This window comes from Seongchinamella sediminis (assembly GCF_003457605.1).
In the GTDB taxonomy this organism is placed as follows: Bacteria; Pseudomonadota; Gammaproteobacteria; order Pseudomonadales; family Halieaceae; genus Halioglobus; species Halioglobus sediminis.
Genome location: NZ_QRAN01000017.1, coordinates 31678 through 44974, shown reverse-complemented (window position 1 = coordinate 44974; position 13297 = coordinate 31678). Strand labels below are relative to the sequence as shown.

Below are 13297 nucleotides of genomic sequence, written 5' to 3'. Positions count from 1 at the left end.
TTCCGGCGTGACTTTTTATCTTGTCCGGGTGAAAAAGGGATGCAAGTATACCAGCTATGTATTCACCAGCGCGCGTCCATGCAGCCTGTGCCGGCTGAGCGGGAACGGAATCCGGGGCCACCGGAGACCGGGGAATTTTTCATTCCCGACCTGTGCGCGCCGCGGGCCGTGTTTGTCATGGTGCTGCTGGCGGAGCTGCTGGTGCTGGTTTACAGCCTCGGCAGCAGCGACCTGCCGCGTTTCAACTGGGACCTGTTCGCCCGCTGTTCGCTGTTCGTGCAGTGGGTGGTACTGGTCTCGGCCCTGTTTTTGTGCTGGAGCCGGAAACCCTTCAGTCGCCTTAGCCTGCCGCTGGCGACCCTGTTCAGCCTGGGGCTGATCCTGGCGGTTACCGCGGCAACCAGCGTCGTCGCCCTGGAGCTGTTCCCACGCCTCGCCGGCACCACCGAGCGAGGCTGGTGGATACTGCGCAACCAGCTGGTGGCGCTGGTCATGGGCGGGATTGTGCTGCGTTATTTTTACCTGCAGCAGCTGTTGCGCCAGCAGGAAAAACTGGAACTGCAGGCGCGGCTGGATTCCCTGCGCTCGCGCATTCGTCCGCATTTTCTGTTCAATACGCTGAATAGCATCGCCAGCCTGATTGCGTCGCGGCCCCAGGCCGCCGAGCAGGCGGTGGAGGACCTGTCTGAGCTGTTCCGCGCCAGCCTGAAGGAAAGCCGGGGCCAGACCACGGTGGCGGATGAGGTTCGCCTGTGCGAGTTATACCTCGGTATCGAGCAGCTGCGGCTGGGTGAGCGGCTGGCAGTGCAGTGGCAGGTGGCGGAGCGGGCGGGCGAACAAGCCATGCCCAGCCTGATCCTGCAGCCGCTGGTGGAAAACGCGGTGTATCACGGTATTGCCCGGCTGCCAGAGGGCGGCTGTATCCGCATTGGCCTGGACTATGATGGTGAGCGGGTGTTCGCGGAGCTGGAAAACCCGGTACCCGATGGCGGCAGGAGGCCCGGCGGTAGTCAGCTGGCACTGGCCAATGTGGAGCAGCGCCTGCAGGCGACCTACGGTGCCGCCGCCAGCCTGCAAACCTTCCCCTCAGAGCAACTGTTCCGGGTGCAGCTCAGTTATCCGCCGGGGAGTCCGCTGTGAAGATACTGGTGGTTGACGACGAACCGCTGGCCCGGGAGCGCCTGCTGCGCCTGGTGGCCCGGATACGGCCACAGGCGACCTGCCTGCAGGCGGCCGACGGTAACGAGGCCCTGGCCCGGGCGGCGAGCGCAGACCCGGACCTGGTGCTGCTGGATATCCGCATGCCGGGCAAGGACGGTATCGAGGTGGCGGCGGAACTGGACCAGCTGGAATCGCCGCCGGCGATTGTGTTCTGCACTGCCTACGACGAATACGCGCTGCAGGCGCTGCAGCACCAGGCTGTGGCCTACCTGCTCAAGCCGGTACGCGAGGCGGAACTGGCGCAGGCGCTGGCCAGTGCCGGCCGGGTCAATCGCGTGCAGCTGGCGGCCCTGCGCAACGATGACGGGCCGCGCAGTTCGGTCAGCAGCCAGACCCACCGTGGCCTGGAGTCGCTGCCGGTGGCGCAGGTGCGCTGTTTTCTCGCCGAACAGAAGTACGTCACTGCCATGACTCCGGAGCGGGAGTTGCTGATTCCCGATACGCTGAAGGACCTGGAGCAGGAGTTTGCCGCCTGCTTCCTGCGCATTCATCGCAATGCGCTGGTGGCCTTGGCGCATATCCAGCGGCTGGCGAAAAATCCCGACGGCACCTGGCAGGTGGTCCTAGAGGGAGTTGACGTCCGGCCCGCCATCAGCCGGCGCCACCTGGCGGAGGTCAAGCAGCGACTCGCCAGACGCTGAACCCCGGCCCCTGCGGTGGTATCATGCGCGGTCAACCTGTCCGCCCCGCAACCGCAAGGAACCCCCCACCCATGTCCACCCGCACGCTGACCATCGCCACCAGGGAAAGCTCGCTTGCCATGTGGCAGGCGGAATTTGTTCGCGACGCCCTCGAGCGCGCCCACCCTGATCTGGGGGTGAGGCTGCTGGGCATGACCTCCCGCGGGGACCAGCTGCTGGATGTGCCGCTGGCGAAAGTCGGCGGCAAGGGCCTGTTCGTCAAGGAACTGGAGACCGCGCTGCTGGACGGCAGCGCCGATATCGCCGTGCACTCGATGAAGGACGTGCCCATGGAATTCCCGCAGGGCCTCGGCCTGGGGGTAATCTGCGAGCGCGAGGATCCCACCGACGCCTTTGTCAGCAATCGCTATGCAAGCATCGACGAATTGCCCGTCGGTGCCGTGGTCGGTACTTCCAGTCTGCGTCGGGAGTGCCAGCTGCGATCGCGCCGGCCCGACCTGCAGGTTAATTTTTTACGCGGTAACGTCAATACCCGCTTGCGAAGGCTGGATGACGGTGAGTACGACGCCATCATCCTGGCCAGCGCGGGCCTGCTGCGGCTGGGCTTCGCCGACCGCATTGCCGCCAGTATTCACCCCGATGATTCCCTGCCCGCGGGCGGGCAGGGCGCGGTCGGTATCGAGTTGCGCAGTGACGATGCCGAGGTTCTGCAGCTGCTGCAACCCCTGCACCATGAGGACAGCGCGCGGCGGGTGCTCGCCGAGCGGGCCCTGAACCAGCGCCTCAATGGCGGCTGCCAGGTGCCCATCGGCTGTTACGCCGAATACCTGCCCGGGGGGCGGCTGCGCCTGCGGGGGCTGGTGGGCAGGCCTGATGGCAGCGAGATCCTGCGCGCCGAAGGTGAGGCCGACCCGGTGGACGCCGAACAGCTCGGCGTGGCGGTGGCCGACGACCTGCTGGCGCAGGGAGCAGAGGCGATTCTGGCCGAAGTCTATGGCCACTAGCGTCCTGGTTACCCGCCCCGCCGGACAGGGCGCAGCGCTGCTGGATGCGCTGGCGGCCGCGGGCTTCGGGCCACTGCATCACTGCCCGCTGCTGGAGCTGGTGCCGCTGCAACAGCTTGCCCCGGCGCAGCGCCAGCAACTGCTGGACCTGGACCGCTACCAGCACGTCATCTTTATCAGCACCAATGCCGTGCGCATTGGCATGGAGCGCATTGACGACTACTGGCCGCAGCTGCCCGACGGTATCCACTGGTACGCCATTGGCGACGCCACCGCGCGGATGCTGCGGGAACGCGGCCTGTCGCCGCTGACCCCGGGCCAGAAAATGGACAGTGAAACCCTGCTGTTGCTGCCTCAGCTGCAGGCGGTGGCGGACCAGCGGGTGCTGATCGTCAAGGGCGAGGGCGGTCGCGCCACCCTGCGCGAGACGCTGGCAAAGCGCGGGGCGCGGGTGGATGAGCTGGCCTGTTATCGGCGCCGCTGTCCGCAACTGGCAGCGGAGCGGCTGCCACAGCTGTTGCGTGACGAGGCCATTGAGGTGGTGCTGATCAGCAGTGGTGAGGGGCTGGCCAACATGCTGGCGTTGCTTAGCGCCGAAGAAACCACTAAGTTTAGGAATATAGGCCTGGTTGTGCCCTCGCCCCGGGTGGCGGCAATGGCGCAACAGGCAGGTTTCGATAACGTGGTAACCGCGGCAAACGCCTCGGACGCAGCCATGCTGCAGGCCCTGCAGCAGTGGCAAGCCGGAGACTAGCGAGTGAGTGAGAACAACAACAAGCAGCAGGCCGATGAATCCCGGGCTGATTCCGATGACAACAGCGGGGGGCAACCAGCGGCGGTAACTGAAGCGGCGGAGCCGGCGCCGACGGCGGCAGCCGCAGCGGCTCCCGAACCTGCCTCTGCGCCCGCTGCCGATTCCGATTCCGGCTCCGGCTCCGGCGGCGGTTCTGCGGCGGTCGGCTGGCTGGCCCTGGTGCTGGTGCTCGCGGTTGGCGGTGGCGCCGGCTGGTCGGTGATGCAGGGGATGGAGCGGGAGCAAACCCTGAAGCGCCGCATTGCCGAACTGGAAACCCGGGCTGCTCCGGCGGCGCCGGTGGAGGTCGACGTTGAGGGTGCCATGCGCTCGCTGGAGCGCACCCTGGATGAACGTCTGCAGACCGCGTTGCAACAGCTTCGGCGTGAAAGTGACAGCCAGTCCGAGCAGCTGGAGCAACTGACCCGGCAGCTGCAGACCCAGGGCGAGCGCCTGGCCTCGTTCAGCGCCAATGACCACCAGAGCTGGCTGCGGGCGGAGGTCCAGTACCTGCTGCGACTGGCAAACCAGCGAGTGATCATGGCCCGGGATACGCAGTCCGCCCTGGTCCTGCTGGCCAGTGCCGACAGTATCCTGCAGCAGCTGGACGACGTGACCATGCACGAGGTGCGCGCTGCCATTGCCGCCGAGCAGGCGGCCCTGCGCGCGGTGCCAAAAGTGGATGTGGAAGGCATATACCTGCGGCTGTCGGCGTTGATAGAGCAGGCTGACAGCCTGGTGATATTCCAGATGCCGGAACAGGAAGACCAGGTCGCAGATGCCGGCCAGGAGGAGGATGACTGGCAGGTGCGGCTGGAGCGAGGCTACGAGGAGGCGGCGCGCAAGCTGTCTGACTATATTGTTATCCGTCGCCGGGATGTGCCTATGCACGCGCTGATGGACCCGCAGTGGGAAGGGCTGGTGCGGCAGAACCTGCGCATGCTGCTGGAGCAGGCCCAGGTGGCGCTGCTGTCCGGCAACCAGACCCTGTACGTGGAAAGCCTGCAGCGCTCCCAGCACTGGGTGGCCCAGTTCTTTGACACCGACGAGGTTGCCGCCCGCGCCATGTCACGGGAAATCGACCAGCTGGAATCGCGCACGGTGCAGGTGGTTATGCCTGACCTGAGCCGCTCCCTGCGGGCTCTGGACGTAGCGGCGAAACAGCGTCGGCAACAGGGAGGCGCCGAGTAAGCCATGCGCCGACTATTTGCCCTGGTCCTGATCGCCCTGCTGCTGGGCGTAGGTATTGTGGCCGTGATCGAAACCGATCCCGGCTATGTGCTCATCGCCTACGGTAACTACACCCTGGAGACCAGCCTCTGGGTGGGTATCGTGCTGCTGGCACTGTTTACCCTGGCGGTTTACCTGCTGCTGAGACTGATCCGGCGGCTGCTGGGCGGCCAGCAATCACTAGCCAGCTGGATCGGTGGCCGCCGGGCCCGGGCCGCCTCCCGGCTGACCACCCGTGGCATGATCAGCTACATAGAGGGCAACTGGAGCCGGGCGCGGCGCCAGCTGCTGCGCGGGGCCAAAAACAGCGAGGCGCCGCTGGTGAACTACCTGATGTCGGCCCGTGCCAGTTACCGCCTCAACGAGCCGGACAAGATGCGGGAGTACCTGGGGGCCGCGGAGGACGCCGAGTCCGAGGCGGGTATCGCCGTGGAGTTGACCCAGGCGGAGCTGCGCCTGCACTCGGGCAAGTTCGAACAGGCGCTGGCCACCCTGGTGCGTGCCCGCCGCAACGCCGGTCGCCATCCCTATGTGCTGGACCTGCTGCACCGCGCCTATTACGGCCTCAGGGACTGGTCCGAGCTGGCCGCCCTGCTGCCGGAACTGAGGAAGTACAAGGTGCTGTCCGCGGACGCCCTGGACGCCCTGGAGCGGGAGATTTACAGCGAAATGCTGGCTGCCAGCGCCTCCGCCGACGACGGCGGCGAGGCACTGCGCCAGGCCTGGCAAAAGATGCCGCCTGCGCTCAGGCAGGACGCTGCAATACTGCACAGTTACGTTGCCCTGCTGGTGCAGGGAGGCAATCACGCGGCTGCGGAGAAGGTCATACCGCGAGCCCTCAAGCAGAGCTGGGACTCCAGGCTGGTACGCGAGTTCGGTTATGTCCGCGGCGAGGACAGCGCCCGGCAGCTGGCCCAGGCGGAAAGCTGGCTGTCGGCCCACCGCGACGACCCCCAGCTGCAGCTGTGCCTGGGCCGGCTGGCGGCGCGGGAAAAACTGTGGGGCAAGGCCCGGGATTATTTCGAGTCCAGTTATCGCCTGGAGCGCAGCGCCGAGGTTTGTGCCGAACTGGGGCGCCTGCTGGTGGCGCTGGGCGAACCCAAGGTAGCGGCGGCCTACTATCGCGAGGGCCTGCAGCTGAAAGAGACCGGGCTGCCCGAGCTGCCGATGCCGGAATCGACCATCCCTGCCGCCCGCCGCCTGGCCGGGAGTTGAGTCGCCCCGGGGGATTGTTCAGTCCGGATCAATCCCCAGCTCGGGCCAGATATCGTCCACTCGCTGCTTGACCGATGCGTCCATGGCAATGGGGACCCCCCACTCGCGATCGGTTTCCCCCGGCCACTTGTTGGTGGCGTCAAAGCCGACCTTGGAACCCAGGCCAGCCACTGGCGAGGCGAAATCCAGGTAGTCGATGGGGGTGTTGTCGATAAACACGCAGTCCCGTTGCGGATCCATGCGCGTGGTCATGGCCCAGATGACATCGTTCCAATCCCTGGCGTTGACGTCCTCGTCAGTGACAATGACAAACTTGGTGTACATGAACTGGCGCAGGAAGGACCATACGCCCAGCATGACCCGCTTGGCATGGCCGGGATACTCCTTGCGCATGGTCACCACCGCCATGCGGTAGGAACAGCCCTCCGGCGGCAGGTAAAAGTCGCTGATTTCCGGAAACTGCTTCTGCAGCAGGGGCACGAATACCTCGTTGAGCGCGACGCCCAGCACCGCGGGTTCGTCCGGTGGCCTGCCGGTATAGGTGCTGTGGTAAATCGGTGACTCGCGGTGGGTTATCGCCGCCACCGTGAATACCGGGAAGCGCTCCACCTCGTTGTAGTAACCGGTGTGGTCGCCGAACGGCCCCTCATCGGCCTCTTCGCCTGGCTCCAGGTAGCCCTCCAGGATGTACTCGGCACTGGCAGGTACCTGCAGGCCGTGCTCCCGGCACAGGCTGGTGTAACACTCCGCCACCTCGGTTTTGCTGCCCCGCAACAGGCCGGCAAAAGCGTACTCGGAGATACCGTCCGGCACTGGCGTGACCGCGCCCAGGGTAGTGGCCGGGTCCGCCCCCAGGGCCACCGCCACCGGGTAGCGCTTGCCCGGGTGCTGCAGCTGCCAGTCGCGGTAGTCCAGGGCACCACCCCGGTGCGACAGCCAGCGCATGATCAGCTTGTTCCTGCCAATCAACTGCATGCGGTAAATGCCCAGGTTCTGCCGTTCTTTTTCCGGGCCGCGGGTAATGACCAGCGGCCAGGTCACCAGCGGCCCGGCGTCGCCGGGCCAGCAGGTCTGGATCGGCAACCGGTAGAGATCAACCTCGGCCCCGGTTTTCGCGTGGTACTGGCAGGGCGGGTTGCGCACCGTGGACGGGCCCATATTCAGTACCTGTTTCAGTAAGGGTGCCTTGTCCACCAGGTCGCGCATGCCCTTCGGGGGATCGGGCTGGCGCAGGTACGCGAGCAGTTCCCCAATCTCGCGCAGGGCGGAGATGTTGTCCTGGCCCATGCCCAGCGCCACCCGCTGCTCGGTGCCGAACAGGTTGGCCAGCACTGGGGTGTCGTAACCTTTGGGGTTCTCAAACAGCAGTGCGGGGCCGCCGGCGCGCAGGGTGCGGTCGGCGATCTCGGTCATCTCGAGATTGGGGTCCACTTCGGTTTGTATCCGCACCAGTTCGCCGCGGCATTCCAGTTCGGCGATGAATTCGCGGAGGTCTTTGTATTTCACGCGCTCTTTGTTCCAGGCCTTGGTGTGGGGTGACACTACACGCTGGTTTTCGTCTTCGCAATGCTGGCCTCGCGCTGAGGGGCTTTACGGCCCGCCACAGGCCAGCTGATCTTTCCTTCCGAGGACCGTCAAAAAGCGTACGTCCATGTACAGACTCGGCTGCGCACGTCCTGTGCGCAGACGCCCCCGGAAGGAAACACCAGCTACCCTGTGGCTCTATCGAGCGAGGGTCAGGGCCAGGAGAGACTTGGTTTATCGTCGTGAACGAAATAGGGCGCTCTGTCGTTTCAGGAGCCCGGTAAGAGTTCGTAACCACCATGAGGCGATGGCGGCGAACAAATACGGAAGCAACTGAACTCACCCTGCCGCAACTTCGATGGTAGCACCCGTGGGGCTGTATATGGGTGGCGGGGACGTCTGCAGCCATGGATGGCTGCAGCCGAGTCTGTACATGGACGTACGCTTTTTGACGGTCACCGACACCCATATACAGCCGCGCGGGTGCGACGATCAAAGCAAAGAACAACCAGGGTTCGATTGAAAAGACTCTGGATCCCCGCTTGCCCCAGGACACCCTCTCTTGCGCTTTCAGCGCAATTCACCTATTACCCCAGGGCACCCTCTCTTGCGCTTTCAGCGCAATTCACCTGGTTCGTCGGGATGACAGAGAGGGGGAGAAGCGCAGTTACTTGCGCTTCATCGACATGAAGAACTCGTCGTTGGTCTTGGTGTCCTTGAGCTTGTCGATGAGGAACTCGATGGCGGGGAGGTCCTCCATGCCGTGGAGCAGCTTGCGCAGGATCCACATGCGCTGCAGTTCCTCTTCCCCGGTGAGCAGTTCCTCGCGGCGGGTCCCGGAAGAGCGGATGTTGATGGCCGGGTAAACGCGTTTTTCCGCGACCTTGCGATCCAGGTGCAGCTCCATGTTGCCGGTGCCCTTGAATTCCTCGTAGATCACCTCGTCCATCTTGGAACCGGTATTGATCAACGCGGTGGCAATGATTGACAGGCTGCCGCCTTCCTCGATGTTACGGGCCGCGCCGAAGAAACGCTTGGGGCGTTCCAGGGCGTGGGCATCGACACCGCCGGTGAGTACCTTGCCGGAGGAGGGGATAACCGTGTTGTAGGCGCGGGCGAGGCGGGTGATGGAGTCCAGCAGGATGACCACGTCTTTCTTGTGTTCCACTAGCCGCTTGGCCTTTTCAATCACCATGTCCGCCACCTGCACATGACGCGAGGGCGGTTCGTCGAAAGTCGAGGCCACGACTTCGGCGCCGCGGGCGCCCACCGAGCGCTGCATCTCGGTGACCTCTTCCGGGCGCTCGTCGATCAACAGCACGATAATGTAGCACTCGGGGCTGTTGCTGATGATGGCCTGGGCGATGTTCTGCATCATGATGGTCTTGCCGGCCTTGGGCGGCGCTACCAGCAGGCCGCGCTGGCCTTTGCCGATGGGAGCCACCAGGTCGATGATACGGCCGGTGAGGTCCTCGGAACTGCCGTTGCCTTTCTCCAGGGTCAGGCGCTCGTCGGGGAATAGCGGGGTGAGGTTTTCAAACAGGATCTTGTGCTTGGCGTTTTCCGGCTTGCTGAAGTTGATCTCGCCGACCTTGAGCAGGGCGAAGTAGCGCTCGCTGTCCTTGGGCGGGCGAATCTTGCCGGAGATGGTATCGCCGGTGCGCAGGTTGAAGCGGCGAATCTGGCTGGGTGAGACGTAAATGTCGTCCGGGCCCGCCAGGTAGGAACTGTCTGCGCTGCGCAGGAATCCGAAACCGTCCTGAAGAATTTCCAGCACCCCGTCACCGTAAATGTCCTCGCCGCTTTTGGCGTGTCGCTTGAGGATGGCGAAGATGATGTCCTGCTTGCGGGAGCGGGCCATGTTGTCCAGGCCCATATCCTTGGCGATGTCGATGAGTTCCTGGGTGGGTTTGGTTTTCAGGTCAGTAAGATTCATAGATTACAGGTGTGCTTTTGACTCGGAGGGAAATGGTTTAAATAAAAAAGCGCGCGGGCGTTGGCCAGCAGAGTGAAGCTTAAACTAATGAGTAGCAGAGTTATTATTGCGGCACGGGATGTGCGAGCAGGGAAAATGTAGCACGCTGTGATGGGGCCGTCTATAGGTTTTTTGAGCGGCTTTGGTGTCAGTGCGAGGTGCCGGAAGTGGCGGGGTCATGGCCCGGCGAGTGGCATGCCCCCGCCGGCGGCTGACTGTCGCGGCCACCCTGTGGCGGCCGGGACAGGGGCTGGAAGCTGTTTCGTTAAACTTACACGACTTCCTGGATGAACTCGGTGAGCTGCGACTTGGACAGCGCGCCGACCTTGGTCGCCTCTGCATTGCCGTTCTTGAACACGATCAGGGTGGGAATGCCGCGAATGCCGAACTTGGGCGGAATTTCGGGGTTGGCGTCTACATCCACCTTGGCAATCTTCAGTTTGCCCTCGTATTCGGCGGCGATTTCGTCCAGCACGGGAGCGATCATCTTGCAGGGGCCGCACCACTCTGCCCAGAAGTCCACCAGTACGGGGATGTCCGAGTTGAGGACTTCGGCGTCAAAGGTGGCGTCGCTGACGTGTACGATCTGATCTGACATGTTGTTCTCCGGTTGATCTGCGGCAGCCATCACCGCGTAGGTTGCAAGTCGGCCATAATACCACCGGCTATTGGGGGTACAAGCAAAGCGCCAGAGTTTTTCGCAATGACCTTAGTGCTCTGTGCTATAACTCAGACCGGCCTGTAGTCCCGGCGCCAGTGGCTGCCGGCGCCGGCTGTTAGCGACAGAGATGGGGACGCATGAACAAAAAACAACTGTTGATTGTCTCGGTTATCGGGCTGGCCCTGCTGGCCTGGTTTGCCCTCGACCTGGGGCAGTACCTGCAACTGGCCGTGGTGCAGGAACGCATGGACGAACTGCGCAGCTGGTACCAGCGCAACCCGCTGCTGGCCGGGGCAGCCTATTTCGCGGTTTACGTGGCGGTGACCGGGCTGTCGGTGCCCGGTGCCGCGGTGATGACCCTGGCCGGGGGCGCCCTGTTCGGCTTCTGGTATGCCCTGTTACTGGTGTCCTTTGGCAGCACGGTGGGCGCGACGCTGGCCTTCCTGGTGTCGCGGACCCTCCTGCGTGACTGGGTGCAGGGCCGGTTCGGGCGCCAGCTGAAGGCCATCAACAGCGGCTTTGCCCGGGATGGATCGTTCTACCTGTTCACCCTGCGCCTGGTGCCGCTGTTTCCGTTTTTTGTCATCAACCTGTTGATGGGTTTGTTGCCGATCGGGGTCTGGCGCTACTACTGGGTCTCCCAGCTGGGCATGTTGCCCGCCACCGCGGTGTACGTGAACGCGGGCACCCAGCTGGGGCAGCTGGAGTCCCTGGCGGGGATTGTCTCCCCCGGGTTGCTCGGTTCCTTTGTGTTGCTGGGCCTGTTTCCGCTGCTGGCCCGCTTCCTGGTAGGCTGGCTGGCGGCGCGCCGCAAGCTCGCTGGCTGGGACCGGCCGGACAGCTTCGACAGCAACCTGATCGTTATTGGCGCTGGCTCCGCCGGACTGGTTTCCGCCCTGATCGCGGCCACGGTAAAAGCAAAAGTTACCCTGGTGGAGCGCGATACAATGGGTGGCGACTGCCTCAATACCGGCTGTGTACCCTCCAAGGCCCTGATCCGCTCCGCGCGCATGGCCCGCTACGCCGGCAGGGCAGAGGAGTTCGGCCTGGCGCCAATGACGGTTAATGTCCGTTTCGGCGCGGTGATGCAGCGGGTACAGCGGGTGATCAAGACCATAGAACCCCACGATTCGGTGGAGCGGTTTACCTCGCTGGGCGTGGACTGCCTGCAGGGGGAGGCCAGGATTGTCTCGCCCTGGGAAGTGGAAGTGGACGGCCGGCGTATCAGCGCCCCGCGCATTGTGCTGGCCAGCGGTGCCCGGCCGCGCATGCCGGACATTCCCGGGCTGGACGGAGTCGACTACCTCACCTCGGACTCGGTGTGGCAACTGCAGCAGTTGCCGTCGAGGCTGCTGGTGCTGGGCGCCGGGCCGATTGGCTGTGAACTGGCCCAGGCCTTTTGCGCCCTGGGCAGTGAGGTTACGCTGGTCACCCATGCCGAACGTATCATGCCCCGGGAGGACCCCGAGGTTTCCGCCCATGTACAGGCGGCTTTTGTCGCCGAGGGCATGCAGGTCATCTGCGCTGCCGAGCCGCTGGCTTTCCACGCGACGCCTGAAAACAGCTGTGTCGTCTCGGTTGGCGGCGAGCAGCGCAGCCTGGGCTTCGACAGGGTGCTGCTGGCGGTGGGACGGACCGCCAACGTCGACAATATGGGCCTGGAATCCGTGGGCGTTGCCTGTAACCCGCAGGGCCAGGTAGTGGTAGACGACTACCTGCGCACAGCCATGCCGACCATTTTCGCCGCCGGGGATGTCGCCGGCCCCTACCAGTTCACCCATATGGCCAGCCACCAGGCCTGGTACGCCACGGTAAACGCGCTGTTCGGTCGTTTCCGCCGATTCCGGGTGGATTACTCGGTCGTGCCCTGGGCTACATTCACCGATCCCGAGGTGGGCCGGGTGGGCCTTAACGAGAAGGAAGCGGCGGAGCGGGGTATTGCCTGTGAGGTAAGCCGTTACGATATCAGCGACCTCGACCGTGCCATTGCCGACGGCGAGGCCGGCGGTTTTGTGAAGGTGCTCACCGCCCCCGGCAGCGACCGCATCCTGGGGGCGACCATTGTCGGTTATCACGCCGGGGAATTGATCAACGAATTCGTCATGGCCATGAAACATGGCCTCGGCCTGAATAAAATTCTTGCCACTATCCACATCTATCCCACCCTGGGCGAGAGCAACAAGTTCCTGGCCGGCGAGTGGCGCAAGGCGCGCAAACCAGAAAAACTGCTGGCGCTGGTAGAGCGCTATCATCGCATGGTCCGCGGCTGAATGGCCGCGGTGGCGGTGTTCGCCGCCGCCCTAATCCATTAGTATTCCTCCCCGATCAGGGTAATTCACCCGGTACCCGCCGGGATTGGCAAAACAGGAGATGCACAATGACGGAAGTGGCAGTGATTCTCGCCGGCTGTGGCGTATACGATGGCGCAGAGGTTAACGAAGCAGTGCTGTCGCTGCTGTGCCTGGAGCAGCAGGGTGCCAGTTACCAGTGCTTTGCCCCGGACCGGGAGCAGCTGCATGTGATCAATCACCTCACCGGCGAGCCGGTCGAGGGCGAGAGCCGCAATGTGCTGGTGGAAGCGGCGCGTATTGCCCGGGGCGAGATCAAGCCCCTGGCCGAGGCGCGGGCGGCTGATTTCGACGCCCTGCTGGTGCCCGGCGGTTTTGGCGCCGCCAAGAACCTGTGCGACTTCGCCGTGGCCGGCGATGGCATGACCGTGCAGGAGGATTTCCTGCAGCTGGCCAGGGATTTCCACCAGGCGGGCAAGCCCATCGGCCTGATCTGCATCGCACCGGTGATGGCTGCCGCCATCTGCGGTGAGGGTACCCGCTGCACCGTGGGCAATGACCCGGACGTCGCCGCTGCCATCAATGCCATGGGCGGCGAACACCTGGAGTGTCCGGTTACCGAGGCCAGGGTCGACGCCGACAAAAAAATGGTCACCACCCCGGCGTATATGCTGGCCGGCAGCGTGTCCGAGGCCTATGCCGGGATCGGCGATTGCGTCAGGGAAGTGCTGGCCCTGGCCTGACC

General features: G+C 64.2%; 11 protein-coding genes. 8 read left to right on the top strand and 3 right to left on the bottom strand.

Annotated elements, in window-relative coordinates; genetic code table 11:
- Positions 1-39: 39 nt before the first annotated feature.
- The 6 genes from DWB85_RS14770 (at position 40) to DWB85_RS14745 (ending at position 6104) form a co-directional block, all read left to right on the top strand.
- Positions 40-1140, top strand: a complete 1101-nt coding sequence (locus DWB85_RS14770) for a sensor histidine kinase (RefSeq protein WP_162846145.1) — start codon at positions 40-42, stop codon at positions 1138-1140.
- On the top strand, positions 1137-1862 hold the full coding sequence (locus DWB85_RS14765; protein ID WP_117956169.1) for a LytR/AlgR family response regulator transcription factor: 726 nt from the start codon (positions 1137-1139) through the stop codon (positions 1860-1862). The genes DWB85_RS14770 and DWB85_RS14765 overlap by 4 nt, the downstream gene beginning before the upstream one ends.
- A gap of 71 nt (positions 1863-1933) precedes the next feature.
- Entirely contained in the window at positions 1934-2866 is a 933-nt protein-coding gene (gene hemC, locus DWB85_RS14760; protein WP_117956166.1) for a hydroxymethylbilane synthase, read from the top strand.
- On the top strand, positions 2856-3620 hold the full coding sequence (locus DWB85_RS14755; protein ID WP_117956164.1) for a uroporphyrinogen-III synthase: 765 nt from the start codon (positions 2856-2858) through the stop codon (positions 3618-3620). The genes hemC and DWB85_RS14755 overlap by 11 nt, the downstream gene beginning before the upstream one ends.
- 3 nt (positions 3621-3623) lie before the next feature.
- Positions 3624-4850: a uroporphyrinogen-III C-methyltransferase gene (locus tag DWB85_RS14750; RefSeq protein WP_117956162.1), complete on the top strand. Its 1227-nt coding sequence runs from the start codon at positions 3624-3626 to the stop codon at positions 4848-4850.
- A gap of 3 nt (positions 4851-4853) precedes the next feature.
- Positions 4854-6104 (top strand): heme biosynthesis HemY N-terminal domain-containing protein, encoded by a 1251-nt coding sequence (locus tag DWB85_RS14745; RefSeq protein ID WP_117956160.1) that lies wholly within the window; start codon positions 4854-4856, stop codon positions 6102-6104.
- A gap of 18 nt (positions 6105-6122) precedes the next feature.
- Here DWB85_RS14745 and ubiD read toward each other — a convergent pair whose 3' ends face one another.
- From ubiD to trxA, 3 genes are all read right to left on the bottom strand, one after another.
- Entirely contained in the window at positions 6123-7610 is a 1488-nt protein-coding gene (ubiD, locus tag DWB85_RS14740) for a 4-hydroxy-3-polyprenylbenzoate decarboxylase (RefSeq protein ID WP_117956158.1), read from the bottom strand.
- A gap of 685 nt (positions 7611-8295) precedes the next feature.
- The gene (gene rho / locus DWB85_RS14735; protein ID WP_117956156.1) at positions 8296-9564 is read right to left on the bottom strand and encodes a transcription termination factor Rho; all 1269 of its coding nucleotides are present in this window, start codon (positions 9562-9564) and stop codon (positions 8296-8298) included.
- Between the two features lie 310 nt (positions 9565-9874).
- On the bottom strand, positions 9875-10201 hold the full coding sequence (trxA, locus tag DWB85_RS14730) for a thioredoxin TrxA (protein WP_117956153.1): 327 nt from the start codon (positions 10199-10201) through the stop codon (positions 9875-9877).
- Positions 10202-10401: 200 nt separating this feature from the next.
- Here trxA and DWB85_RS14725 point away from each other — a divergent pair, with 200 nt between their 5' ends.
- Together DWB85_RS14725 and elbB are read left to right on the top strand one after the other, a co-directional pair.
- On the top strand, positions 10402-12534 hold the full coding sequence (locus tag DWB85_RS14725; protein ID WP_117956151.1) for an FAD-dependent oxidoreductase: 2133 nt from the start codon (positions 10402-10404) through the stop codon (positions 12532-12534).
- Positions 12535-12641: 107 nt separating this feature from the next.
- Positions 12642-13295 carry an isoprenoid biosynthesis glyoxalase ElbB gene (gene elbB / locus DWB85_RS14720; RefSeq protein WP_117956149.1) on the top strand — a complete coding sequence of 218 codons (654 nt, stop codon included), beginning with the start codon at positions 12642-12644 and terminating at the stop codon, positions 13293-13295.
- Positions 13296-13297 lie beyond the last annotated feature (2 nt).

Excerpts from the sequence above, each read along its gene's own strand:
- DWB85_RS14770 (WP_162846145.1), top strand. The coding sequence starts at position 40 with ATGCAAGTATACCAGCTATGTATTCACCAGCGCGCGTCCATGCAGCCT.
- hemC (WP_117956166.1), top strand. The coding sequence starts at position 1,934 with ATGTCCACCCGCACGCTGACCATCGCCACCAGGGAAAGCTCGCTTGCC.
- DWB85_RS14755 (WP_117956164.1), top strand. The coding sequence starts at position 2,856 with ATGGCCACTAGCGTCCTGGTTACCCGCCCCGCCGGACAGGGCGCAGCG.
- DWB85_RS14745 (WP_117956160.1), top strand. The coding sequence starts at position 4,854 with ATGCGCCGACTATTTGCCCTGGTCCTGATCGCCCTGCTGCTGGGCGTA.
- rho (WP_117956156.1), bottom strand. The coding sequence starts at position 9,564 with ATGAATCTTACTGACCTGAAAACCAAACCCACCCAGGAACTCATCGAC.
- trxA (WP_117956153.1), bottom strand. The coding sequence starts at position 10,201 with ATGTCAGATCAGATCGTACACGTCAGCGACGCCACCTTTGACGCCGAA.
- DWB85_RS14725 (WP_117956151.1), top strand. The coding sequence starts at position 10,402 with ATGAACAAAAAACAACTGTTGATTGTCTCGGTTATCGGGCTGGCCCTG.
- elbB (WP_117956149.1), top strand. The coding sequence starts at position 12,642 with ATGACGGAAGTGGCAGTGATTCTCGCCGGCTGTGGCGTATACGATGGC.